Here is a 22,832-nt window from a genome sequence, read left to right on the forward strand (position 1 = left end):
TGATCTGCGGCGCTGTTGTGCAGACCCGTCCGTGAGTGGGCTTGATCTTTGGATTGAGCGAAGGGGTTTGGCAACAGCGCCGAAATTTTTCTCATTTGGTTAGACCCCAAAACCGAACTTGACGCATGTGTCGGTCGCCATGAGACTGTCGGAGGCGATTTTTGTTTGAGGTTTGCATGGATCATCCTCTGATCGACCTGATCAACCAGAGAATCCGCGAGGCGGAGGAAGCGGGCGCGTTCGACAATCTCGAAGGCGCGGGAAAACCGTTGCCCAACATGGAAGACCCGGAGAACGCGCTCATCAACCGGCTGATCAGGGAAAACGGCGCGGTGCCGGAATTCGTGTCGCTGTCGCGGGAACTGGCAGCACTGCGTGAAGAGCTGCGCGAAACGGGCGATAGGACCCGGCGGCGGGACATCATGAAAGAGATGTCGATGATGGAAGCGCGCATTGAGCTGGCCCGCAAGGCCCATCGCTAGGAGCCGCCCCCGTGGCGGAGGGATGACGGAGCATGTGACGGACGATGTGCGGACGATTTGCGATCACCTTGCCCACGGATGCGATGGCGCAGCTGTTTGCGGCAGCTCCGGCGAATGACCTGCCCAATGTGCCCAACTACAATGTTTGCCCGACAAATCAGGTGCATAGTGTCATTGGTGGGGCAGGGGCACAGCGGCGGTTGGTGGCGATGCGCTGGGGGTTCCTGCCGCATTGGTACAACGGGCCTTCTGACGGGCCGCTTCTGATCAATGCGCGGGCCGAAACCATTGCCGAGAAACCGGCCTTTCGCGCCGCGTGTCGCGAAAGGCGATGCCTGATCCCTGTCAGCGGGTTCTATGAATGGACCAAGGACGGCGACGGGGGGCGCTGGCCCTGGTACATCCAGGGGAAGCAGACATTGGCGCTGGCCGGGGTGTGGCAGCGCTGGGACAAGGGCGACACGCCGCTGGAGACCTGCGCGATTGTGACGACCGGGGCCAACGCGGCGATGTCGCGGATTCACCACCGAATGCCTGTCGTCATCGCGCAAAAGGATTGGGGGCTGTGGCTGGGCGAAGAGGGGCATGGCGCGGCGCGGTTGATGCGGGCGCCGGACGAGGATCTTCTGACCTTTCATCCAGTGGACCGGGCGGTGAATTCGAACCGGGCCGAGGGGGCGCACTTGATCGAGCCGGTCGTGCGGGACAGGCCGGGGTGAAGGGGGCCAGCCCCCTGGTTCGAAAATGCGGGCATTTTCATACCTCACCCCCGGGGTATTTCCGGAAAAAGAAAATGCGCCGGTGGCGTTTTTGCGGAAAGTGATTCACGAATCCGGGCTGTTTTTCGGGGTGGTCTTTCGGGTGCAAAACCGTTCAATAGGCGTCAGGAAGACTGTGGGGGCCATGACATGGCGCAAGACCAGGTTCGGATATTCATCAACGGGTTCGGGCGCATTGGCCGGACCCTGTTGCGGATTTGGGCGCGCGGCGATTTTCCGGATGTGGAGATTGTCGGGATCAACGACATCGAACCGTTGGAAACCTGTGCCTATCTTTTTGAATATGATAGTGTTTTTGGTGCCTACACCGGATCGGTCGCGCATGGCGACAAGGGCCTGATCATCGACGGTCATACCATCCCGTTTCATGGCGAACGCGACCTGACCGCGCTTGACTTGAGGGGAGTGGATGTCGTGCTGGAATGTACCGGCATGGCCGGGGCTCGGGCCGTGGCGGAACGCGGGTTGCAGGCGGGGGCCGGATCGGTGCTCATCTCGGGGCCGTCGGACGAGGCGGACATGACGGTGGTGATGGGGGCCAATGAAGCGCTGATGGGCGATCATCGGATCATTTCGAACGCGTCCTGCACCACCAACGCGCTGGCGCCGCTGCTCAAGGTGCTGGATGGCGCCTATGGGTTGATCAGCGGCCACATGACCACGGTGCATTGCTATACCGGCAGCCAACCCACCGTCGACAAGCCGCGCGGCGATTTGGCGCGCAGCCGGGCGGCGGCTCTGTCGATGGTTCCCACGACGACGTCGGCGCAGCGTCTGATCGACAAGGTGCTGCCGCATCTGAAAGGGCGGGTCGAGGCGCGGGCGATCCGGGTGCCGACGGCAAGCGTGTCGGCAATAGACCTGACAATACAAACGGATAAGCCAACAAACGCCACCGATGTGAACGCGCTTTTGAAGGCGGAAGCGGCGCGCGACGGGCTGATCGGCTGGACCACGAAACCGCTGGTTTCGACCGACCTTCGGGCGCGTCCGGAGTCGCTGATCCTGAGTGGGCGCGAGACGTCGGTGTCTGTGGGTGGCCTGTTGCGAGTGTTTGGCTGGTACGATAATGAGTGGGGATTTTCCAACCGTATGTTGGATATGGCAAGATTGATGGGGCGGCGTGGCGCCGTGCGAGGGGAAACCGGGAGTAAGACATGACAATGGATGACAAGGCGCGTGAAAGCGCCCGCGAGGCAGCTCTCAAATATCACGAGTTTCCCAAGCCGGGTAAGCTGGAGATCCGCGCAACCAAGCCCATGACCACGGGCCGCGACCTCAGCCGGGCCTATAGTCCGGGTGTGGCCGAAGCCTGTCTCGAGATCGAGAAGAACCCGGCAGACGCCACGCGTTACACCGCCAAGGGCAACCTTGTCGCGGTGATCTCGAACGGTACGGCGGTACTGGGTCTTGGCAATATCGGCGCGCAGGCCAGTAAGCCGGTGATGGAGGGCAAGGCCGTCCTGTTTAAGAAATTCGCCGGGATCGACTGTTTCGATATCGAGGTGAACGAGCCCGATCCGGAAAAGCTCGCCGATCTGGTGTGCCGGCTGGAGCCGACCTTTGGCGCGGTGAACCTTGAGGACATCAAGGCGCCCGACTGTTTTCTTGTAGAGCGTATCTGTAAAGAACGCATGAACATCCCGGTCTTTCACGATGACCAGCACGGCACCGCCATCGTTGCGGCGGCCGCGGCTTATAACGCGTTGATCGTGGCCGATAAAAAGGTCGATGAGATCAAGGTTGTGGCGCTGGGCGCGGGGGCGGCGGGGATTGCCTGTCTCAAGATGCTGATGACCATGGGGGTCAGGCACGAGAATATCCTGATGCTGGATTCCAAGGGCGTGGTGCACAAGCAGCGCAACGACCTGACACCCGAAAAGGCCGAATTTGCGCAGGACACGCCCAAGCGGACGACCATGGAAGCCATGGAAGGTGCAGACCTGTTCCTTGGCGTGTCGGGGCCGGGCCTGTTGACCAAGGAAATGGTCGAGCAGATGGCGGACGATCCGATCATCTTTGCGCTGGCCAATCCAACACCGGAAATCATGCCCGAAGAGGCGCGCGAAGCGGCGCCGGGCGCGTTGATCGCCACTGGGCGCAGTGATTATCCGAACCAGGTCAACAACGTGCTGTGTTTCCCGTTCATCTTCCGGGGTGCGCTGGATGTGGGTGCGACCGAGATCAATGACGCGATGAAGCTGGCCTGTGTCGAGGCGATTGCCTCTCTGGCGCGGGAAACCACCAGCGCCGAGGTGGGGGTGGCCTATCGCGGAGAAGAACTGTCCTTTGGGCCCAACTACCTGATTCCCAAGCCGTTTGACCCGCGCCTGTTGCCGACGATCGCCGTGGCTGTGGCCCGTGCGGCGATGGAATCCGGCGTGGCGACCAAGGAAATCGACCTCTTTGAATATGAAGACCGCCTTGAGGCGCAGGTATTCCGGTCCTCGATGATCATGCGTCCCGTTTTCGAGGCAGCCAGCCGCACGCGCCGCAAGATTGTCTTTGCGGAAGGCGAAGACGAACGCGTGCTGCGCACGGCGCAGGCGATGATCGAGGAAACGGTGGATACGCCGATCCTGATCGGGCGGCCCGAGGTTGTGGAGCATCGTCTGAAGCGCACGGGCCTCAAGATCAAGCCGGGTGTCGATTTCGAATTGATCAACCCCGAGCAAGACGACCGGTTCCGGGACTACTGGACCCATTATCATCGCAAGATGCGTCGCGACGGGGTAACGCCGGATTCGGCCAAGGCGATCTTGCGTACCAATGCCACTGCGATTGCGGCGATCGCCGTGGACCGGGGTGATGCGGACAGCATGATCTGTGGCACATTTGGCGAATACCGCTGGCATCTGAACTATGTCACGCAGGTCCTGGCCAATGACGATCTGCATCCGGTGGCGTCCTTGTCTTTGATTTTGCTGGATAAAGGTGCTTTGTTCCTGGCAGACACCCATATCCATATCGAGCCCACATCCGAGCAGGTGGCCGAGACGGTGATCGCGGCTGCGCGGCATGTGCGCCGCTTTGGCGTGGACCCCAAGATCGCGCTGTGTTCGGGGAGCCAGTTTGGCAATCTCGACAGCCACTCGGGGCGGGTGATGCGTGGGGCGCTCAAGGCGCTGGATGCGCATGAGCTGGACTTTGAATATGAAGGTGAGATGCACACCGACGCCGCGCTTGATCCCGATCTGCGGGACCGTCTGTTCCCGGACGGGCGTCTGACGGGCAAGGCGAACGTTTTGGTCTACTCCAACACCGATGCCGCCGGGGCGACGCGTAACGTGTTGAAATCCGTGGCAGATGGTCTGGAAGTGGGGCCGATCCTGATGGGGATGGGCAACCGGGCGCATATCGTGACACCGTCGATCACCGTGCGTGGGTTGCTTAATACCGCAGCACTCGCCGGGACGGATGTATCCAGTTACGGCTAAGAACGCCGGTGTTGCGCGGGGGATGTGACTTCCCCGTGCGACTCAAAGGTAAATCTCTGAATTTACTGGTAAAAGCCGGTTCGGTTTTGCGTCGGTATCACGTCGGTATTGGGTCGGTGTGAGCAGGAGAGAACAGAAAAGCGCGCCACGGTTTACGTGGCGCGCTTTTGTTTTGGTTAACGGCCTCTAGAGGGGCCAGAACAGCAGGATTGCCGGGATCGACGCGGCGACCACGATCACCTCGAGCGGCAGGCCCATGCGCCAGTAATCTCCGAAGTGGTAGCCTCCGGGGCCAAGGACAAGGGTATTGTTCTTGTGCCCGATGGGGGTGAGGAAGGCCGAGCTTGCCGCAACCGCGACGGCCATCAGGAAGGGGTCGGGCGAAACGCCAAGGGATTGCGCCATCTGGATGCCCACCGGGGCGGCGACGATGGTGGTGGCGGTGTTGTTGAGCACATCCGAGAGTGTCATCGTCACCAGCATCAGCACCGTGAGCACCGCCCAGGCCGGGAGGCCAGAGGTAAGCGAGACCAGCGAATTGGCAATGAGCGCGGTGCCGCCGGAGCTGTCCAGTGCGGCGCCGAGCGGGATCATGGAGCCGAGCAGCACCACGACGGGCCATTCGATGTGGTTGTAGATCTCGGAAATCGGGATGATCTTGGCCAGCACATAGGCCACGACCACCAGACCCAGCGCAATCGGCAGGTAGATCAGCCCGAGCGAAGCGGCCAGCACCGCGCCTGCAAAGAGGCCGATGGCGAGCCAGACCTTGGAGTCGGCCGTTATGACCAGCCCCCGATCGGCCAGCGGCAGGCATCCCAGCCAGTCGATAACGTCCGGCCCCGAATCCTTGCGCACGAGGATGAGGAGGATGTCACCGGGTTCGACGATGGTTTTGCGGATCTGGCTGCGGATGCGCTGTCCCTTGCGCGAGATGCCCATGAGCACGGCGCCCTGACGCCACGCCAGACCCAGAGATTGCGCGGTCTTGCCCGCGATACGGGCGGTTTCGGGAACGACAACCTCGATGATATCAAGCCCGTCGCCTGCGGCATTGAGGTGCTCTTCGCGTTTCTCATCGGCAAATTTCAGCGACAGGGCCGAGCGGAATTCGTCGAGCGCGTCCGGGGTGGCTTCGAGCACGAGCGCATCGCCCTCGCGCAGGGTATAGTTGCGCGCCGCGCCATAGAGCCGCTTGCCGTCGCGGATCAGGCCAAGAACAGCGACGTCGCTTTCCTCGGCCTGTTCACCGAGCTCGGCGACCCGCTTGCCGATCAGCTTGCTCTCGGTCGGAATGGTCAGTTCGGCAATATACTGGCCGAGATCCGAGACCTTTTTGCCCGCATCTTCGCGGTCAGGAATCAGGCGCCAGCCGATCAGGGCGACAAAGACCAGCCCCGCAAGCGCGGTCAGGCCGCCGACCGGGGCAAAGTCGAACATCTTGAAGGGCGCACCAAGGGATTCTTCGCGGATCGAGGCGATGATGATGTTGGGAGGCGTGCCGATCAGCGTGGCCATGCCGCCGAGGATGGTGGCAAAGCTGAGCGGCATCAGGGACTTGGCGGGGCTGCGCCCGGCCTTGCGGGCGGTCTGGATGTCGACTGGCATCAGGAGAGCAAGGGCGGCGACATTGTTCATGAAGGCCGAGAGAACGGCGCCGATACTGCCGATGATCGCGATATGGCTGCCAAGACTGCGGGCGCTGTCGACCAGCGTGCGGGTGATCAGGAACACCGCGCCCGAGCGCACCAGCCCGGCCGAAACTACCAGCACCAGCGCGACGATGATCGTGGCCGGGTGGCCAAAGCCCGTAAAGGCATCCTTGACCGGAACAACGCCCAGTACCACGCCGATGAGAAGCGCCGAAAAGGCTACGAGGTCATAGCGGAACCGGCCCCAGAGCAGCATGACAAAAACGCCACCAAAAAGGGAAAACAGGATGATCTGATCAGTGGTCATGCGCGCCCCAAGTGTTTTCCCGATCCAAGCCCAGCAGGCATGAGAATGCAAGCTGCTTGCGGGTCTTGGTCTGTCTGCCTTATAGAAGCGGCGACAAAGCGACCAAGCGCAGAAGATTACCGGAGGCGAAACATGGCCGGCCACAGTAAATGGGCAAACATTCAGCATCGTAAAGGGCGTCAGGATGCGGCGCGCTCCAAGCTGTTTTCGAAACTTTCCAAGGAGATCACCGTCGCCGCCAAGATGGGCGATCCCGACCCGGACAAGAACCCGCGTCTGCGTCTGGCGGTAAAAGAGGCCAAGTCGCAGTCGGTCCCGAAGGACGTGATCGACCGCGCGATCAAGAAATCAGTTGCCGGAGACGGCGATGATTACGAAGAAATCCGTTACGAGGGCTATGGCCCCAACGGCGTGGCGGTGATCGTCGAAGCGATGACCGACAACCGCAACCGCACCGCGTCGACCGTGCGCTCGACCTTTTCCAAGAATGGCGGCAACCTTGGTGAAACCGGCTCGGTCGGGTTCATGTTCGACCGCAAGGGCGAAGTGGTGTACCCGGCGGATGCGGGCGATGCGGACACGATTTTCGAAGCGGCCATCGAAGCGGGCGCGGAAGACGTGGAAAGCAGCGAAGACGGGCATGTCATCTGGTGCGCCGATACCGACCTGAACGAGGTGTCGAACGCGCTTGAGGCCGCGCTGGGAGAGAGTGAGTCGACCAAGCTGGTCTGGAAGCCGACCACGACAACCGAGATGGACCTTGAAGGCATGCAGAAGCTGATGAAGCTGATTGATGCGCTGGAAGACGATGACGACGTTCAGCGCGTCACCGCCAACTTTGAAGCCAGCGACGAGGTGATGGACCAGCTTTGAGGGTCGGTTGCATCCTGCGAGTTTTCAAAGGGGCGTGCCACGGGGCGCGCCCCTTTTTCGTTGCCCGGTCAGCGCATTGGGCCAATCATGGCGTAAGGCGTGATTGGGGCGGTGCGGAGGCCGGTCATACCCCATCTTGTGAGGAGAAGGCGACGGATGATTTCTTATGTGACGGTTGGTGCGGATGACATCGCGGCGGCAAAGCGGTTTTACCTGGCCTTCCTGCCGGCGCTTGGATTTGGGTTGGAGGAGGGGCCGGAGGGGCTGAGTTTCTCGCTCCCGGTTGACGAAGGGCAGACTCAGGTTTTGCCGGATTTCTATGTCAAACCGCCTTTTGACGGGCGGCCTGCTTCGGCTGGCAATGGCGCGATGGTTGCGTTTGAAGCACAAACGCAACAGCAGGTGCGCGCGCTGCATGCGGCGGCTCTTGCGGCGGGGGGAACGGATGAGGGCGGGCCGGGCTTTCGGGCGGATTACGGGCCGCGGTTCTACGTGGGATACCTGCGTGACCCTCAGGGCAACAAGATCGCGCTTTTTTCAAGCAACCCGGCAGAGCCGGGGCGCGACGGCTAGCGCGAAGCAGCGGGATTATGCGCCGCTGGGTTGCGTGGCCAGTTTGCGCGCGCGCAGTTTGTCGAGCGGCAGGCCAAGGCAGGCGGCCCCGGCCAGAGGCCAGCGCAGGATCAGGTTTTGCAGAATCATCGGTCCGCCCGTGCCAAGGATCAGACCAAGGAGGACGACGGCGAGCAGGGGGATCGGTTGGCCGGTGGCGTGCCAGAGTTTCGTGGTCAGCGCCGTGAAGAAGACGTGGAACAGGTAGATCGCGTAGGAATAGGCGCCGATCCGCGCAAGAAAACCCGAGGACAGGCGTAGCATGATCAGCCCGAAACAGGCGGAAAAGCCAAGGTAGATGGCGATCAGGCGGCGGGGTAGTCCGGTCAGGTCAAGGCTGTGGGTGGCGATGTTCCAGCCGATGGCGAGGCCAATCAAAAGGAGCGCCGCGCCGACCGGACGGGCGAGCGTGTGTGTGCGCAGTTTCTGGCGCAGCTCCGGGGTTTGCGTGAGCAGATACCCCGACATGAAGAACGGCAGCAGGAACACGGCGTTCACGATCGAGAACCAGTTGGTCATGGGGAAGGGCAGGATGGCAAAGCCCCACCACAGGATGCCCAAGACGCCAAGCCCCATGGCCACGGCCTTGTGGCGCGGACCGCCGATCGCACAGGTGAGCAAGACAAAGGCGGTCATGATCAGGAAGCTGGCCTGCAGGAACCAGTAATGGGCAAAGGAGGTCACGAAGATCATCGGATAAGGCATCGGATCTCCCCCGGTGACAAAGCGCGCCAGCCAGAACAGCGAGCCGACCACGGCCATGGGCAACAACAGGCGGCGGGCCTTCTTGCGGATCACGGTGCGTGCATCGGGCAAGAGCCCGGTGGCGCGGGCAAAGACCATGCCGGAGATGAAGCTGAAGATCGGCATGCGCATGTCCTGCGTGGTGTGGCTGACGATGCTGACGGTGTTTTCCCAAGGCAGTTCCAGCCCGTAAGCGGGGGAAATGCCAACCATGTGGTGCAGGACGAGGATGAAGCAGACGATGGCCCGGATGGTGTCGACTTCGATGCGCATGGCGGCGCGGGTCTGGTCAGGCAGGGAATGTGCAGTCATGCGAGGGCCTCTTGCAAGTCCGGTGCGGAAAGGGTGCTTTGAAATCGGTCTTTGCGGGGACAGTTTGCACGCAAACGGGGCAAAAAACAGGCCCACGCCGGTCGTTTTCACGACAGGTCCCTTTGAAAAGGCGGCTTGTGCACAAGAGGTACGTTCGCCGCGATCAGAGGATCAGATCAGGGTCGACCTGGCCGCGCGGCGGACTTCGCGGGTCAGTGGTGCCAGGGCGGGGGCGACCAGCCGCGAGGCCTGCCAGTGGAGCGGTACGTCATGGGGGGCGTCGGGCAGGAGCGGCACGAGACGTCCTGAGGCGATGTGATCGGCGACCAGTGCCTCGGGGTTCATGCCCCAGCCCAGCCCGAGAAGGCAGGCCTCGACGAAGCCTTGTGAGGAGGGCAGGCGGTGGCTGGGCGGTGTCGGGGCGCGGCCCAGATGCCGGGTCATCCAGATCTGTTGCAGGCGGTCCTTGGCATCAAAGCGCAGCATCGGCGCGCGGGCGATGTTTTCGGCAGTTACCGCTTCAGGAAACCAGCGTTGCATGTAGGCCGGGCTTGCGGTGGCAAGGTAGCGGATCGCGCCAAGGGGGTGGCTGTCGCACCCGGCGACCGGGGTTTCATGGGCGGTGACGGCGGCCACGACTTCGCCCCGGCGCAGCCAGTCGGCGGAGAAATCCTGATCGTCGACGACGAGGTCGAAAAGGATGTCGGGCACCCGCGCGGCCGCGTGCAGGAACCATGTAGCGAGGCTGTCGGCATTGACCGCAACGCGCAGACGTGCGGTGCGGGGCGTGAGACCTGCAAGGTCGCGGGCGAGATCCTGTTCCAGCAGGCCCACCTGATCGAGATGCGCGGCCAGACGGCGCCCGGTTTCGGTGCCGCTGCAGGGCTGGCCGCGCAGCACCAGCGGCGTGCCGACCCGTTCTTCGAGCGCCTTGAGCCGCTGGGAGACGGCGGATTGAGTGATGCCAAGCGCCGCAGCCGCACCGTCAAAGCTTCCCGTGCGCAGGATCGCCGCCAGTGCAGAGAGTTGGGCGTAATCGATTTGCATTAGCCAAACTTATGTCAGGGTAGAATCCTTAATTTGTGTAATGTGGCGGAGCGGCGTAGGCAAGACCCGGCACAAAGAGGGATTGCAGATGATCGAGGCAGGTATCGCGGGGTTTGCGCTGGGGTTTTCGCTGATCATGGCGATCGGGGCGCAGAATGCCTTTGTGCTGCGGCAGGGGCTGCGTGGCGAATACGTGCTGCCGTTGGTGTTGACCTGCGCCATTTCGGACGCGCTGTTGATCACCGCCGGGGTGGCGGGGTTCGGGGCGCTGGTCTCGGCCAATCCTTGGGCCTTGACGCTGGTGCGGTGGGGCGGGGCGGGGTTCCTGTTTGTCTATGGTGCAATGAATTTCCGTGCTGCCTTTCAGGGGGAGGGCAAGCTTGAGGACAAGGGGCGCACGGCAGGTTCGCTCAAAGGGGCATTGACCACCTGTCTGCTGCTCACTTGGGCCAATCCGCATGTCTATCTCGATACAGTGGTCCTGCTCGGGGGCATCTCGGCGCAGTACAACCCGGCCTGGGCCTTTGGGGTTGGCGCAGCTCTGAGCAGTTTCGCTTTCTTTTTTTCGCTGGGTTTTGGCGCGCGGCTGCTGCGCTCTGTGTTCACGAGCGCGCGGGCATGGCAGGGGCTGGACGTTCTGGTGGGGCTGACCATGTGGGCGATTGCGACAAAACTGGTGCTGTTCACTTCGTGACCGGGGCGGGCTTGCCGCATCGGGTGCGAGTATGGTTTGCTGATCCTTGGAAATATTCAGGGAGCGCGAAAATGTACCGAACAGGGGTGATGATCACGGCGGCGTTGGCTTTGGGCCTTGGCACGGCGGATATGGCGATGGCCAAGGACAAACCGGGCAAGGGCAACAAAAAAGGGGCCAGCGGCCAGATTCTGGACAAGCCGGGGAAGGGCCCAAAGGCGATCCCGCCGGGGCAGATCAAACGCTATACCCGTGGGGCCAAGCTGCCGGGGGATCTGAAGTACAAGGATATTGGCGACCTGTCCAAGTGGAAACTCAAGCCACCGGGCAAGGGAAATCGGTATATCCGGGTGGATAATGAAATCCTTGAAGTGACGGATGACTTGTCGACCGTCGTGGATGCTGTGGGGATCGTGGACGATCTTTTGCGCTAGGGCGGAACGGACATGAACATCAAGTTTGCGGCATATGCCGTGGCGGCCTTGATGGGCATGGCCGCCCCCATGTGGGCGCAATGCCCTGTGCCCGCGCCGTCTGCTTCAGCCAGCGGTTGGAGGGTCGAAGCGGGGGACAATGGTTATGTCGCGGAATCGGCACGGTATCCGGATGTGACCGTGCGGCTGGATATGCATTCGCCCGGCCGGCCTGAAATCTTGTTCTGGAGGGCTTTGCCACAATATGGCGGGCGTGTCGGGGTCATGCGTTTTTTTGCGGGTGAGCCGGGCACGTCCTATCTTGTGACGCTGGTGGATCAGGTCGTGATCGATCTGACCAGCGGGCGAGAGATCGGGCGGGGTACATATACCGAAGACTGCAACCCGGTTGAATGGACATGGCACAAGGACCGTGTGGAGGTGGATGATCCGGGTTATGGAAGGCAGATTTTCGAGCTTCCCTGATCGTCGTCCCTTCGCTGCACAGCCCATGTGCGTCTTCGAAGCTTGGGGGCGGGCGGTCTGCCCCCATATGCTGAAGGGTCACAAGGAGGAGTGCCGACATGAGCTGGAACCCTACGCTGGAACCGCATTGCCCCGACGCGGGTGATCTGGAGTCAATTGAAACCGTGATCATTCCGCGCGCCCGTGATCTGGGCGGGTTCGAAGTGCGCCGGGCGTTGCCTGCACCACGGCGCCAGATGGTGGGGCCGTTCATATTTTTCGACCAGGCCGGACCGGCGGAGTTTCTGACAGGGAAAGGTATTGACGTGCGCCCCCACCCGCATATCGGGCTCGGGACCGTGACCTATCTTTACAAGGGCGAGTTCGAGCATCGCGACAGCCTTGGCACCCATCAGATGATCTATCCCGGCGAGGTGAACTGGATGGTGGCGGGCAACGGGGTGACCCATTCCGAACGCACCAGCGCGGCCACGCGCGCCGCGCCAAGCAGCCTGTTTGGTATCCAGACGTGGATTGCTCTGCCAGAGGATCACGAGGATGACGCGCCGATGTTCGAGCACCACGGCAAAGAGGCTTTGCCCGTGCTCGAGGGCGAGGGCAAAGAGGTGCGGCTGATCCTTGGCACCGCTTGGGGCGAAAGGGCTCCGGCGACGCTTTTTTCCGAGACCTTCTATGCGGACGTGATCCTTGAGGCCGGGGCCAAGCTGCCGATGCCCGAGGACCACGAGGATCGCGGTCTTTACGTGACCGAAGGCTCGGTCGAGATTGCCGGAGAGCGGTTTGAAGCGGGGCGGATGATGGTGTTTCGCCCCGGCGATGCGATCACCGTCACAGCCGGAGAGCAGGGTGCGCGGCTGATGGCGTTGGGGGGCGAGACGCTCAACGGACCGCGCCATATCTGGTGGAATTTCGTGGCTTCGTCCAAGGAGCGGATCGAAGAGGCAAAACAGGCCTGGGCCAAGGGAGATTGGGAAAACGGGCGGTTCCATCTGCCGCCCGGCGACGCGGATGAGTTCATTCCCTTGCCCTGAAGCCATGCGAAGAACGCAAGGTCGTTAACCTGTTTCCTATCTCGACAAGGGGCGGCAAACATGGTGGTGTGGCGCCATGACTGAGAACCCCGCCCATCGCCCTGTTATCGGCATCTTCTGGATGTTGGTGACGGGCCTGTGTTTCGTGGCCGTCACCGCGCTTGTAAAGCTGGTTGGTATTCGAATTCCGGCAGCCGAAGCGGCATTCCTGCGCTATGCGCTGGGTCTTGTCTTCCTTTTGCCGATGATCGGACCGATCCGGCGGGCGCGGCTGACCCGGCGCCAGCTGGGGCTGTTTGGCTTGCGTGGGGTGCTGCACACCGGGGGTGTGATCCTGTGGTTTTTTGCCATGGCGCGTATTCCCTTGGCCGAGGTCACGGCGATGAATTATCTTGCGCCTGTGTATGTGACGGTGGGGGCGGCGCTGTTTCTCGGGGAAAAGCTGGCCCTGCGTCGGATCATGGCGGTGGTCGTGGCGCTGATCGGGACGGCAATCATCCTGCGCCCCGGGTTTCGCGAGTTGGACATGGGGCATATTGCCATGCTGTTCACTGCCTTCTTCTTTGCCGGGGGATACCTGTTGGCGAAGGTGTTGAGCGACGAGGCCAGCCCAGCCGTGGTCGTAGGCATGTTGTCGATTACGGTAACGATCGGGTTGGCCCCGGCGGCTGCGGCTGTCTGGGTGACGCCGACACCCTGGGAGCTGGGTGTTCTGTTTCTTGTCGCCTGTTTCGCGACGGCGGGGCACTACACGATGACGATGGCCTTTGCCGCCGCGCCGGTGACGGTGACACAGCCCGTCAGCTTTCTGCAACTGGTCTGGGCGGTGCTGTTGGGGCTGGTGCTGTTCAACGAGTCTCCCGATATCTGGGTGATCGTCGGCGGGCTGGTGATCATCGGGGCGATCAGCTTTATCACGTGGCGCGAAGCGGTGCTGAACCGGCGCCAGATCACACCGCTGGTGGGGCAGACCAAGCTCTGATCCTGGGGATTTTGCAAGGCGGGGTTAGGGTTCCTTCATTTATTGGAGGGTTTCTTTGTGCGGTGGACTATTCTCTGGAGCGTTTTTGGGGCCATGGTCGGGCTTGGCTCTTTGCCCAGATCGCGCCGCGCTGTGAGGATGCGCCCGATGTCGGCCCGGTGATGATCCAGGCCGACCCGGAAAGCCGCGACAGCTTTTGTTACCTTATTGAGGATGTGTCCGAGGATCGGCTGGAGCTGATCTATTTCGGCAACCCGAACCCGCTGGTATACCGGCGCTGACAGGGATCAGACGTCGGAGGTCAGAAGCAGGTCCGCGACCTTGCGGGCCTCGGCGCGCGCTTGGACGGGATCGAGCCTGACTGCCGATTGCGCCGCTTCGAGCCAGACACCATCCATATAGCTTTGCAGGGCCACGCGCACGGTTTCGCGGCGGTTTTCAGGCAGGAGTGCGCTCAGTTCGGCGCGAAAATGCGAGGTGACGCGCGCCCGGTTGATCTGGTGCAGGCGGGCCAGCGTCGGCACATAGGGGGCGCTACCCCAGAACTGCACCCAGAGTGAACATTGTTCGATCGTGTAGAGCCGGTCGGAAAAGTTGGCATCCAGAACCGCCATCAAACGATCATGCGGCGACTTGGCCAAGGCGTAGCGTTCCAGCATCGCTTCTTTCAGCATGGTCATCAGGTGGCGCATGGTCGCCTCCATCAACCGTTCCTTGGACCCGAAATAATAGTTGATCGACGCTGCCGAAGCCCCGGCCAGCGCGGCAATTTCTGCCATGGTGACAACCGCATAGCCGCGCTGATGCACGGCGGTGATGGTCGCTTCGATCAATTCCTGATGGCGGATGTCGCGGATACGTGTTCGGCCCATGGATCAACTGTGGCCGCTTGGGGCGGGGGACGCAATATTGTTGTTTAAATAAAAAATTTGAATGCCCATTTAAAAAATTGAAGTCGAATGCTAACGTGACCCGATCCGGCGCGGTCGGAGTGGTTGAAAGGGATGGGCCGGAGCGCTTGCAAAGGGGCGCGTCCGATCAAATGCGGAGAAGGCGGATGCAGGCGGATTACGTGATTGTCGGGGCCGGGAGCGCGGGCTGCGCCATGGCCTATCGTCTGAGCGAGGCGGGTAAATCGGTTCTGGTGATCGAACATGGCGGCACCGATGCGGGGCCGTTGATCCAGATGCCTGCGGCTCTGAGTTATCCCATGAACATGTCGCTTTATGACTGGGGCTACAAAAGTGTGCCCGAACCGCACCTTGGCGGGCGCGAGTTGGTCTGCCCGCGCGGCAAGGTGATCGGCGGGTCCAGTTCGATCAATGGCATGGTCTATGTGCGCGGTCATGCGGGCGATTATGATCACTGGGCCGAAAGCGGCGCGACCGGGTGGGGCTATGCCGACGTGTTGCCCTATTTCAAGCGCATGGAGCATTGGCACGGAGGCGAGAATTCGGACGGTTTCCGCGGGACGGATGGGCCGTTGCACATCACGCGCGGGCCGCGCAACAACCCGTTGCATGCGGCTTTCGTCAAGGCCGGGGAACAGGCCGGCTACCCGGTGACGGATGACTATAACGGCCGCCAGCAGGAAGGCTTTGGCGCCATGGAAATGACGGTCTGGAAGGGGCAGCGCTGGTCGGCGGCGAATGCCTATCTCAAACCGGCGTTGAAACGTGAGAACTGTGACCTGGTGCGCGGGTTGGCGCGCAAGGTCGTGATCGAAGACGGGCGCGCCGTCGGGGTCGAGATCGAGCGGGGCGGCAAGGTGCAGGTGATCCGGGCCAATGCCGAGGTGGTGCTTGCTGCGTCGTCGCTGAACTCGCCCAAGCTGCTGATGCTGTCGGGGATCGGCCCGGCGGCGCATCTGGCCGCGCATGGCATCGACGTGGTGGCGGATCGGCCGGGCGTCGGGCAGAACCTTCAGGACCACCTTGAAGTCTACATGCAATATGCCAGCAAGCAGCCGATCACGCTTTACAAGTACTGGAACCTGATCGGCAAAGGGCTGATCGGGGCGCAGTGGCTGTTTACGAAAACCGGACTTGGCGCGTCGAACCAGTTCGAAAGCGCGGCCTTTATCCGGTCGCGGGCGGGGATCGACTATCCCGATATCCAGTACCATTTCCTGCCCATCGCCGTGCGCTATGACGGGCAGGCGGCAGCCGAGGGGCACGGGTTTCAGGCCCATGTCGGGCCAATGCGGGCCAGGTCGCGGGGCGAGGTCACGCTGGCCTCGGCAGATCCCAAGGCGGCCCCGAAAATCTTTTTCAACTACATGTCCGAAGAACAGGACTGGATCGACTTCCGCGCCTGTTTGCGGCTGACACGCGAGATTTTTGAACAGGACGCGATGAAGCCTTTCGTGAAGCACGAAATCCAACCCGGCGCAGCTTTGCAAACGGATGACGAGCTAGACGGGTTCATCCGCGAGCATGCAGAGAGCGCCTATCATCCCTGTGGCACCTGCAAGATGGGCCGGGCGGATGATCCGGGCGCCGTGGTCGACCCCGAATGCCGGGTGATCGGGGTCGAGGGCTTGCGCGTGGCGGACAGTTCCATCTTCCCGCGCATCACGAATGGCAACCTCAACGGACCGTCGATCATGACGGGCGAAAAGGCGGCTGACCACCTGTTGGGGCGGCGTTTGCCATCGGCCAATGACGAACCGTGGTTCCACCCCGGTTGGCAGGCCGCTCAGAGGTGATTTTTGTGCGTTTTGCGCGGGCTGTTTGATCCCTGTCAAAGCGGGTGCCGACCCGGCACCGATACGGTTTTGTCAAACAGAACAAAACAGGAGCGCAAACAATGTCTCACACCCCCCATGAACTGGCCGAGGAATTTCCGGAATTCGTTGAAAAGATGAGCGCGCTGAAGGTCAGCGATGCCCATTACGCCAAGATGCACGAGGAATACCACGAGCTGAATCGCAAGGTGCACCGCGCCGAAACCAACGTTGAACCGCGCGAAGAACTTTCCGAGGTGGATCTGCGTAAGCGGCGCGCGGCGCTCAAGGACGAGATCTACGCCTATCTCAAGGCGAACTGATCGATAAAGCGCCAGAGGCGTGGCAGGGTATCGGACCGCCACAGGTCGGTATGGCCCGCGCCTTTGACTGTCAGGAAGTCTTTCCTTCGGGATGGGGCGGCAGCGAAAATCTGTCGCCCCATTTCTATTGGGATAAGGTCGTCTTTGGTGCCGTGCAGGATCAGGAGCGGCGGGGTCAGCACCCGGGCCTGATCAAGGCTGGGCCATTGGTTTTCAAGGCTTTCGGCGAGTTCCCCTGTGCCCGGATAGTGGTGCTCGGCCAAGGCTGGGATCGAGGTAAAGGGCGCTTCGAGGATGATGGCTGCGGGCGGGCCGTGGCCCTTGTCCGGGTTGGTGGACGGGGTGGCCATCAGCGCGATGGCGACGGCGGTTCCGAGGCTTTCGCCATAGAGAACCACGCGTGCGGCGGGAAGGTCGGGGAAGCGGGTGAAGAGCGCATGATAGGCGGTTTCAGCGTCCCAAGTCAGCGCGGCCTCGGAAGGGGTGCCGGTGCTGCCTGATGAGCCGCGATAGGCGGGTGCGAAAAGGCCATAGCCCCGGTCGAGGAAGCGACGAAAACGCCCGGCGCGGGCGGCGAGGTTTCCGGCGTTGCCGTGGAAATAGAGGATCACCGGTTTGCCCGGCGCTGGATCGGCGGTCCAAGCAATCAGGGTCTCGCCATCATTGTCAAAACGGTACTCGGTGACACCGGAGAGACCCGCATCGGTCGGTGCCACATGGGAGGAGTTAAAAGGGTAGAGCACAAAGCGTTCGGCCACGCTCGAGAGGGCGATCATCGCAAAAGAGCCCAAGACGACAAGCGTCAGGAGCCTGAAGAGAAGGCGCATCACCCCACCTCGTAGGGCAGGACGCCACGGGCGTTTTCGTTGATCGTGAGGCGCCTCTCAAGCGGGGGCACCGAGCGTTGGTGGCAATGGGTGCGTTCGCAAATCCGGCAGGAAATCCCAATTGGGGCAAAGGCTTGCGGGTTCGAGATGTCCATGTGGTCGGCATAGACGAGCGCGTCCGCGTGGCGGATTTCGCATCCCAGGGAAATCGCGTAGCGCCGTACCGGTGCGCCGTAATGCCCCCCCGATTTCGACACGTCGCGTGCGAGCGATATGTAGCGGACCCCGTCCGGCGTCTCGGCAAGCTGGCGCAGGAAGCGGCCCGGAGTTTCGAAGGCGCGGTGCACGTTCCACAGGGGGCAGGCGCCGCCGAAGCGGGCGAATTGCAGGCGGGTTGTCGAGTGGCGTTTGGTGATGGTCCCGGCCTGATCGACACGCACGAAGAAGAAGGGAATGCCCTTGGCGCCGGGGCGCTGCATGGTGCTGAGGCGATGGGCGACCTGCTCGATCGAGGCGCCGAAGCGGTGTGACAGGAGCTCCAGATCGTGGCGGGTTTCGCGGGCGGCATCGAGGAAGGTGGCATAGGGCATCAGGGCCGCACCGGCGAAGTAATTGGCCAGTCCGATCTTGGCAATCGCGCGGGCGGCGTCGGTCTGGAAACGGGCAAGGTCCAGCGTGGCTTCGAGCAGTTTGTCGCTTTGCAGGAGCGCCACTTGCAACAGGAGCTGGAAGGTCTGGGTTTCGGGCTGGGCATAGCGTGAGATTTGCAGACGCCCGGTTTCCGGGTCGAACTGGCGCAGGGGTTCAATGTCCGAATAGGACACGGAAATCCCCTTGTTGCGCAGGGCCGAGATCGCCGTGGCGCGCACGCCGCCCTGATCCGGCGCCTGAACCGCGAAATGTTCGGCGGCGCGGTCGACGGCGTCTATGTAGTTGTCACAATAATGAAAAAAGTCGCGCACCTCGTCCCAGGGGCTGGCCTGCATCTGCACATCCTGCCGCCCCAGCGCCTCGTCAAGCGAGGCGAGGCGTTCATGGGTTTGGCGATAGGCGCGGTGCAGTTCCAGAAAGGCGCGCGCCAGTGCCGGGGCGTTGGAGGCGGTCAGGCGCAGGTCGGCCAGGGGGGCCGAGGTTTCGGCCAGAACCGGGTCGGCCAGTGCTTCGCGCATGTCCGAGACAAGGCGTTCGCTGTCCCCCGTAGACAGCTCGGTGACATCAAGGCCGAACTCCTGTGCCAATGCCAGAACCACCGTGGTCGACACCGGGCGGTTGTTGTTTTCCATCTGGTTGAGATAGGGCAGGGACACGCCAAGTTTCTGGGCGAAGTCCTTTTGCGTGAGGCTGAGCCGGGTGCGGATCTCGCGCAGCTTGGCGCCGGCATAGAGTTTCTGAGTGGGCAAGGCGGGCTCCGGTCACTGGGTTTGCGTAGCTGCAAAGATAGCTTTGCAAAGCACCGTACGCCAGTGGCGATGTGACGGCGCCGTCGAATCGGGGGTTAACCCAGTGTTTGCTGGCGAATCCGGGTTCGGTAACGTGTCGGTATCACGTCGGTATTGCGTCGGTATGGATTTGGGTTTTGCCGGAATCTGCCGACGTTAACGCGGCGCGCTTTACCAATTATGAGGAATTGATCGCGGGTGTTCGCCCATCAGGGTGTTACCTGTTGATGGACCTCGATCACGTTGCCCTCGGGGTCATGGAAGAAGACCTGATGCCATTCCTTGGCAAAGGCGGTGCCATAGTCGGAATAGGGGATGCCGCGCGCGTCAAGGATGGCAAGAAAGGCGGCAAGGTCATCGGTGCGAAAGGCGATATGGCCGCGTTCAACCGGGTTGATGACCCGACCGTTTTTGAAAGCCACGTCAAAGGCGCGTTCGGCAAGGTGCATTTCCATTTTGCCTTCGGTGGCGAAGCGGATCTTGCCATCATATCCCGAGGTGCTGTCGGCTTGGGTGCGCGGAAAGTTTTTCTGGGGGATGTCGTCCAAACCCAGCACGTTGGTATAGAAATCATGCATGCGGTCGACATCGTCGGCCACGAAGTTGATGTGATGGAATTCCAGTTTCATCCGGCTTGCCTGTGGTCTGCTGCCCCTTGATGGCCCGTGGTAGCATTGCGCAAAGGGCGCAAGGAAGTGGAAACTTGCCGCGATGACGCGTTGGTCGTCAAAGGTGCAGGCGGCGTTCGCGGCGGATCACGGCGAGGATGGTCAGGAAGCCCGCAAAGCTGGTGGCGAACATGATCCACAAGAGCGGCAGCGGGCCGGACCCCGGCACAAGGAGGGCCCCGGCCAGCGCCGACAGCCCTGCGCCGCCGCCGATCATGATCGAGCCGGACAGGCCCGATGCGGTGCCCGCAAGATGGGGGCGCACGGACAGTGCGCCCGATGTGGCGTTGGGGATGGTCAGCCCGTTGCCAAGGCCGACAAATGTCATCATGCCAAAGAACAGTTCGGCGCTTCCGGCGCCGGCAAATACGATCAGGATCAGAACGCCGATCCCGGCGGCGGCGATGGCGCAGCCTGCGACGACCATGCGATTGATCCCGAAGCGGACCGAGAAGCGCCCTGACAGGTAGTTGCCAATGAAATAGCCCACCGCCGGGGCGCCGAAATAGAGACCCATAAGGGCCGGGGACAACCCGTAGATATCGGTCGCCACAAAGGGCGCCCCGCCGAGATAGGCAAAGAAGGCCCCCGAACTCAGGCCGCTGGCCAGCGAATAGCCCCAGAAGCGCGGGCTGGTGAGCAGCTCGGGGTATTCGCGGAACTGCCTGGCAAGCGAAAGGCCGCTGCTTTGCTTGGTTTCGCCAAGATCCGCCCAGGTGAGCACGAGAATCAGCAGGCCCACCGCGAACAGCAGCCAGAAGCTGGCCTGCCAGCCAAAAGCCTGATCCAGTAACCCGCCAAAGACCGGCCCCAGCATCGGCACGATGGTCATGCCCATGGTCACATAGCCGATCATCGAGGCGGCCTCGTCTGCCGGGACCATGTCGCGCACCACGGCGCGACTCAGTACCATGGCCACCACGACCGCGGCCTGCATCATGCGGAAGGTCAGAAACAGGGTGACATTGGTGGCGAAGATGCAGCCCAGGGTGGCGAGCAGGAACAGCACCATGCCGCCAAGGATCACCGGGCGGCGCCCGAGCTGGTCCGAGATCGGCCCGACAAGGATCTGCAATACGGCATTCACACCGAGATAGACCGCCACGGAAAGCTGCATGACGCTGTATTCCGTGTCAAAATGCGCCGTCATGCTGGGCAGGCTGGGCAGGAAGATGTTCATGCTCAGCGCCGAAATCCCGGCCAGAAGGATCAGCGTGAAAATGTTCGGTGGCGTGGAGCGGTCGAGGAACTGACCGCGCGGTTTTGAACTCATGAGTTCAGAGGTAAGTGCTGGACGCCGCGTTGTCCATCATTGGTATTTGATTTGTGTAGTTTTTGCTGTTTTGCAGTATTCAGTCAAAAGGTTTTCCAGACTTTGCAAATTTGCCGAATTAAGCTTTGTATGGAGGGCCGGCGCGGCTATGGTCTCTTTCAAATCATAGGGGACATGCCATGAAAGATATTCTCCAGCAACTGGAAGAACGCCGGGAAGTGGCCCGGCTGGGCGGCGGACAGCGCCGGATCGACAGTCAGCACGCCAAGGGCAAGCTGACCGCACGCGAGCGGATCGAACTGCTTCTGGACGAGGACTCGTTTGAAGAGTTCGACATGTTCAAGACGCACCGCTGCACCGATTTCGGAATGGAAAAGGACAAGCCCGCAGGCGACGGTGTGATCACCGGCTGGGGCACGATCAATGGCCGCATGGTTTACGTGTTCAGCCAGGACTTTACCGTGTTCGGCGGGTCGCTGTCGGAAACCCACGCGGAAAAGATCTGCAAGATCATGGACATGGCCGTACAGAACGGCGCGCCTGTGATTGGTCTCAATGATTCGGGCGGTGCCCGTATCCAGGAAGGCGTGGCCTCGCTTGCCGGGTATGCCGAAGTGTTCCAGCGCAACATCATGGCCTCGGGCGTGGTGCCGCAGATCAGCGTGATCATGGGCCCCTGTGCCGGTGGTGCGGTGTATTCTCCGGCGATGACCGACTTCATCTTCATGGTGAAAGACACGTCCTATATGTTCGTGACCGGCCCGGATGTTGTGAAGACCGTGACCAACGAAGTGGTGACCGCAGAGGAACTGGGCGGGGCGTCGACTCACACCAAGAAATCCTCGGTCGCGGATGGCGCGTTCGAGAACGACGTCGAGGCGCTTGCCGAAGTGCGCCGCCTTGTCGACTTCCTGCCGCTAAACAACCGCGAAAAGCCGCCCGTCCGCCCGTTCTTTGACGAGCCGGGCCGGATCGAAGATTCGCTGGATACGCTGGTACCCGAGAACCCCAACACGCCCTACGACATGAAAGAGCTGATCGTGAAGCTGGCGGACGAGGGCGATTTCTACGAGATCCAGGAAGATTACGCCAAGAACATCATCACCGGTTTTGTCCGCCTTGAAGGGCAGACCGTGGGTGTCGTGGCCAACCAGCCGATGGTGCTGGCGGGCTGTCTTGATATCGACTCGTCGCGCAAGGCCGCCCGGTTCGTGCGCTTCTGTGATGCGTTCGAAATCCCGATCCTGACGCTGGTTGACGTGCCGGGCTTCCTGCCGGGGACCTCTCAGGAATATGGCGGCGTGATCAAGCACGGTGCGAAGCTTCTTTTTGCCTATGGCGAAGCGACGGTGCCGAAAGTGACCGTGATCACCCGCAAGGCCTATGGCGGCGCCTATGACGTGATGGCGTCCAAGCACCTGCGTGGCGACTTCAACTATGCCTGGCCGACGGCGGAAATCGCGGTGATGGGCGCCAAGGGCGCGACCGAGATCATCCATCGTGCCGACTTGGGCGATGCCGAGAAGATCGCCAAGCACACCGCCGATTACGAAGACCGGTTTGCGACGCCCTTCGTGGCCGCAGAGCGGGGCTTCATCGACGAGGTGATCCAGCCGCGCGGCACCCGCAAACGGGTGGCACGGGCCTTTGCCAGCTTGCGCAATAAGTCGGTCAAGAACCCGTGGAAGAAGCACGACAACATTCCGTTGTAAGCGGGAAGGCGTTT

23 protein-coding genes are annotated in these 22,832 nt (G+C 61.8%); 15 read left to right on the plus strand and 8 right to left on the minus strand.

Annotated features, from left to right (window positions below):
- Positions 1-176 precede the first annotated feature (176 nt).
- The 4 genes from ACS3QZ_RS00335 to ACS3QZ_RS00350 all read left to right on the plus strand — a co-directional run bounded on the left by ACS3QZ_RS00335 (position 177) and on the right by ACS3QZ_RS00350 (position 4,698).
- Positions 177-482 (plus strand): DnaJ family domain-containing protein, encoded by a 306-nt coding sequence (locus ACS3QZ_RS00335; RefSeq protein WP_456036044.1) that lies wholly within the window; start codon positions 177-179, stop codon positions 480-482.
- Positions 483-526: 44 nt separating this feature from the next.
- Entirely contained in the window at positions 527-1,201 is a 675-nt protein-coding gene (locus tag ACS3QZ_RS00340) for an SOS response-associated peptidase (protein WP_456036045.1), read from the plus strand.
- A 189-nt stretch (positions 1,202-1,390) separates the two neighbouring features.
- Positions 1,391-2,422, plus strand: coding sequence for a type I glyceraldehyde-3-phosphate dehydrogenase (locus ACS3QZ_RS00345; RefSeq protein WP_456036046.1), 1,032 nt, complete (start codon positions 1,391-1,393; stop codon positions 2,420-2,422).
- A 2-nt stretch (positions 2,423-2,424) separates the two neighbouring features.
- Complete coding sequence (locus ACS3QZ_RS00350) at positions 2,425-4,698, plus strand: NADP-dependent malic enzyme (protein ID WP_456039292.1); 2,274 nt, start codon at positions 2,425-2,427, stop codon at positions 4,696-4,698.
- 186 nt (positions 4,699-4,884) lie between these two features.
- On the opposite strand, the gene ACS3QZ_RS00355 is transcribed toward ACS3QZ_RS00350, so the two are convergent.
- The gene (locus tag ACS3QZ_RS00355) at positions 4,885-6,657 is read right to left on the minus strand and encodes an SLC13 family permease (RefSeq protein ID WP_456036047.1); all 1,773 of its coding nucleotides are present in this window, start codon (positions 6,655-6,657) and stop codon (positions 4,885-4,887) included.
- A 132-nt stretch (positions 6,658-6,789) separates the two neighbouring features.
- On the opposite strand from ACS3QZ_RS00355, the gene ACS3QZ_RS00360 reads away from it, so the two are divergent.
- Both ACS3QZ_RS00360 and ACS3QZ_RS00365 read left to right on the plus strand, forming a co-directional pair.
- Positions 6,790-7,530, plus strand: coding sequence for a YebC/PmpR family DNA-binding transcriptional regulator (locus ACS3QZ_RS00360; RefSeq protein WP_093095324.1), 741 nt, complete (start codon positions 6,790-6,792; stop codon positions 7,528-7,530).
- A gap of 156 nt (positions 7,531-7,686) precedes the next feature.
- Positions 7,687-8,103, plus strand: a complete 417-nt coding sequence (locus ACS3QZ_RS00365) for a VOC family protein (protein ID WP_456036048.1) — start codon at positions 7,687-7,689, stop codon at positions 8,101-8,103.
- A gap of 15 nt (positions 8,104-8,118) precedes the next feature.
- Here ACS3QZ_RS00365 and ACS3QZ_RS00370 read toward each other — a convergent pair whose 3' ends face one another.
- Positions 8,119-9,198, minus strand: coding sequence for an acyltransferase family protein (locus tag ACS3QZ_RS00370; protein ID WP_456036050.1), 1,080 nt, complete (start codon positions 9,196-9,198; stop codon positions 8,119-8,121).
- Between the two features lie 171 nt (positions 9,199-9,369).
- Entirely contained in the window at positions 9,370-10,245 is an 876-nt protein-coding gene (locus ACS3QZ_RS00375; RefSeq protein WP_456036051.1) for a LysR family transcriptional regulator ArgP, read from the minus strand.
- 88 nt (positions 10,246-10,333) lie between these two features.
- Here ACS3QZ_RS00375 and ACS3QZ_RS00380 point away from each other — a divergent pair, with 88 nt between their 5' ends.
- From ACS3QZ_RS00380 to ACS3QZ_RS00405, 6 genes are all read left to right on the plus strand, one after another.
- Complete coding sequence (locus ACS3QZ_RS00380; RefSeq protein WP_456036052.1) at positions 10,334-10,939, plus strand: LysE/ArgO family amino acid transporter; 606 nt, start codon at positions 10,334-10,336, stop codon at positions 10,937-10,939.
- Between the two features lie 71 nt (positions 10,940-11,010).
- The gene (locus ACS3QZ_RS00385; RefSeq protein WP_456036053.1) at positions 11,011-11,373 is read left to right on the plus strand and encodes a hypothetical protein; all 363 of its coding nucleotides are present in this window, start codon (positions 11,011-11,013) and stop codon (positions 11,371-11,373) included.
- Between the two features lie 12 nt (positions 11,374-11,385).
- Complete coding sequence (locus ACS3QZ_RS00390) at positions 11,386-11,838, plus strand: hypothetical protein (protein ID WP_456036054.1); 453 nt, start codon at positions 11,386-11,388, stop codon at positions 11,836-11,838.
- Between the two features lie 98 nt (positions 11,839-11,936).
- A complete protein-coding gene (locus tag ACS3QZ_RS00395) occupies positions 11,937-12,869 on the plus strand; it encodes a pirin family protein (RefSeq protein ID WP_456036055.1) in 933 nt (310 codons plus the stop codon).
- A gap of 76 nt (positions 12,870-12,945) precedes the next feature.
- Complete coding sequence (locus ACS3QZ_RS00400) at positions 12,946-13,851, plus strand: DMT family transporter (RefSeq protein WP_456036056.1); 906 nt, start codon at positions 12,946-12,948, stop codon at positions 13,849-13,851.
- Positions 13,852-13,913: 62 nt separating this feature from the next.
- On the plus strand, positions 13,914-14,132 hold the full coding sequence (locus ACS3QZ_RS00405; protein ID WP_456036057.1) for a hypothetical protein: 219 nt from the start codon (positions 13,914-13,916) through the stop codon (positions 14,130-14,132).
- 6 nt (positions 14,133-14,138) lie between these two features.
- Here the strand turns inward: ACS3QZ_RS00405 and betI are convergent, their stop codons facing one another.
- Positions 14,139-14,723, minus strand: coding sequence for a choline-binding transcriptional repressor BetI (betI, locus tag ACS3QZ_RS00410; RefSeq protein WP_456036058.1), 585 nt, complete (start codon positions 14,721-14,723; stop codon positions 14,139-14,141).
- Between the two features lie 185 nt (positions 14,724-14,908).
- Between betI and betA the strand changes: the two genes are divergently transcribed.
- Together betA and ACS3QZ_RS00420 are read left to right on the plus strand one after the other, a co-directional pair.
- Positions 14,909-16,558, plus strand: coding sequence for a choline dehydrogenase (gene betA / locus ACS3QZ_RS00415; protein ID WP_456036059.1), 1,650 nt, complete (start codon positions 14,909-14,911; stop codon positions 16,556-16,558).
- A gap of 101 nt (positions 16,559-16,659) precedes the next feature.
- Complete coding sequence (locus tag ACS3QZ_RS00420) at positions 16,660-16,899, plus strand: HP1242/YdcH family protein (protein ID WP_093095346.1); 240 nt, start codon at positions 16,660-16,662, stop codon at positions 16,897-16,899.
- Here the strand turns inward: ACS3QZ_RS00420 and ACS3QZ_RS00425 are convergent.
- The 4 genes from ACS3QZ_RS00425 to ACS3QZ_RS00440 form a co-directional block, all read right to left on the minus strand.
- On the minus strand, positions 16,881-17,726 hold the full coding sequence (locus tag ACS3QZ_RS00425; RefSeq protein WP_456036060.1) for an alpha/beta hydrolase: 846 nt from the start codon (positions 17,724-17,726) through the stop codon (positions 16,881-16,883). The genes ACS3QZ_RS00420 and ACS3QZ_RS00425 overlap by 19 nt on opposite strands.
- The gene (locus ACS3QZ_RS00430; RefSeq protein ID WP_456036061.1) at positions 17,726-19,126 is read right to left on the minus strand and encodes a helix-turn-helix domain-containing protein; all 1,401 of its coding nucleotides are present in this window, start codon (positions 19,124-19,126) and stop codon (positions 17,726-17,728) included. The genes ACS3QZ_RS00425 and ACS3QZ_RS00430 overlap by 1 nt, the downstream gene beginning before the upstream one ends.
- A 248-nt stretch (positions 19,127-19,374) precedes the next feature.
- The gene (locus ACS3QZ_RS00435) at positions 19,375-19,794 is read right to left on the minus strand and encodes a VOC family protein (RefSeq protein WP_456036062.1); all 420 of its coding nucleotides are present in this window, start codon (positions 19,792-19,794) and stop codon (positions 19,375-19,377) included.
- 97 nt (positions 19,795-19,891) lie between these two features.
- Positions 19,892-21,106 carry a multidrug effflux MFS transporter gene (locus ACS3QZ_RS00440; protein WP_456036063.1) on the minus strand — a complete coding sequence of 405 codons (1,215 nt, stop codon included), beginning with the start codon at positions 21,104-21,106 and terminating at the stop codon, positions 19,892-19,894.
- 179 nt (positions 21,107-21,285) lie between these two features.
- On the opposite strand from ACS3QZ_RS00440, the gene ACS3QZ_RS00445 reads away from it, so the two are divergent.
- Positions 21,286-22,818 (plus strand): acyl-CoA carboxylase subunit beta, encoded by a 1,533-nt coding sequence (locus ACS3QZ_RS00445; RefSeq protein ID WP_093095356.1) that lies wholly within the window; start codon positions 21,286-21,288, stop codon positions 22,816-22,818.
- The last annotated feature ends 14 nt before the right edge of the window (positions 22,819-22,832 follow it).

This window comes from Shimia sp. W99 (genome assembly GCF_053851455.3).

Coding starts and splice junctions, on each gene's coding strand:
- ACS3QZ_RS00400 (WP_456036056.1), top strand. CDS start 12,946: ATGACTGAGAACCCCGCCCATCGCCCTGTTATCGGCATCTTCTGGATG.
- ACS3QZ_RS00395 (WP_456036055.1), top strand. CDS start 11,937: ATGAGCTGGAACCCTACGCTGGAACCGCATTGCCCCGACGCGGGTGAT.
- ACS3QZ_RS00440 (WP_456036063.1), bottom strand. CDS start 21,106: ATGAGTTCAAAACCGCGCGGTCAGTTCCTCGACCGCTCCACGCCACCG.
- ACS3QZ_RS00365 (WP_456036048.1), top strand. CDS start 7,687: ATGATTTCTTATGTGACGGTTGGTGCGGATGACATCGCGGCGGCAAAG.
- ACS3QZ_RS00360 (WP_093095324.1), top strand. CDS start 6,790: ATGGCCGGCCACAGTAAATGGGCAAACATTCAGCATCGTAAAGGGCGT.
- betI (WP_456036058.1), bottom strand. CDS start 14,723: ATGGGCCGAACACGTATCCGCGACATCCGCCATCAGGAATTGATCGAA.
- ACS3QZ_RS00425 (WP_456036060.1), bottom strand. CDS start 17,726: ATGCGCCTTCTCTTCAGGCTCCTGACGCTTGTCGTCTTGGGCTCTTTT.
- ACS3QZ_RS00420 (WP_093095346.1), top strand. CDS start 16,660: ATGTCTCACACCCCCCATGAACTGGCCGAGGAATTTCCGGAATTCGTT.
- ACS3QZ_RS00380 (WP_456036052.1), top strand. CDS start 10,334: ATGATCGAGGCAGGTATCGCGGGGTTTGCGCTGGGGTTTTCGCTGATC.
- ACS3QZ_RS00370 (WP_456036050.1), bottom strand. CDS start 9,198: ATGACTGCACATTCCCTGCCTGACCAGACCCGCGCCGCCATGCGCATC.
- ACS3QZ_RS00390 (WP_456036054.1), top strand. CDS start 11,386: ATGAACATCAAGTTTGCGGCATATGCCGTGGCGGCCTTGATGGGCATG.
- ACS3QZ_RS00350 (WP_456039292.1), top strand. CDS start 2,425: ATGGATGACAAGGCGCGTGAAAGCGCCCGCGAGGCAGCTCTCAAATAT.
- ACS3QZ_RS00385 (WP_456036053.1), top strand. CDS start 11,011: ATGTACCGAACAGGGGTGATGATCACGGCGGCGTTGGCTTTGGGCCTT.
- ACS3QZ_RS00445 (WP_093095356.1), top strand. CDS start 21,286: ATGAAAGATATTCTCCAGCAACTGGAAGAACGCCGGGAAGTGGCCCGG.
- ACS3QZ_RS00355 (WP_456036047.1), bottom strand. CDS start 6,657: ATGACCACTGATCAGATCATCCTGTTTTCCCTTTTTGGTGGCGTTTTT.
- betA (WP_456036059.1), top strand. CDS start 14,909: ATGCAGGCGGATTACGTGATTGTCGGGGCCGGGAGCGCGGGCTGCGCC.
- ACS3QZ_RS00375 (WP_456036051.1), bottom strand. CDS start 10,245: ATGCAAATCGATTACGCCCAACTCTCTGCACTGGCGGCGATCCTGCGC.
- ACS3QZ_RS00335 (WP_456036044.1), top strand. CDS start 177: ATGGATCATCCTCTGATCGACCTGATCAACCAGAGAATCCGCGAGGCG.
- ACS3QZ_RS00345 (WP_456036046.1), top strand. CDS start 1,391: ATGGCGCAAGACCAGGTTCGGATATTCATCAACGGGTTCGGGCGCATT.
- ACS3QZ_RS00340 (WP_456036045.1), top strand. CDS start 527: ATGTGCGGACGATTTGCGATCACCTTGCCCACGGATGCGATGGCGCAG.
- ACS3QZ_RS00435 (WP_456036062.1), bottom strand. CDS start 19,794: ATGAAACTGGAATTCCATCACATCAACTTCGTGGCCGACGATGTCGAC.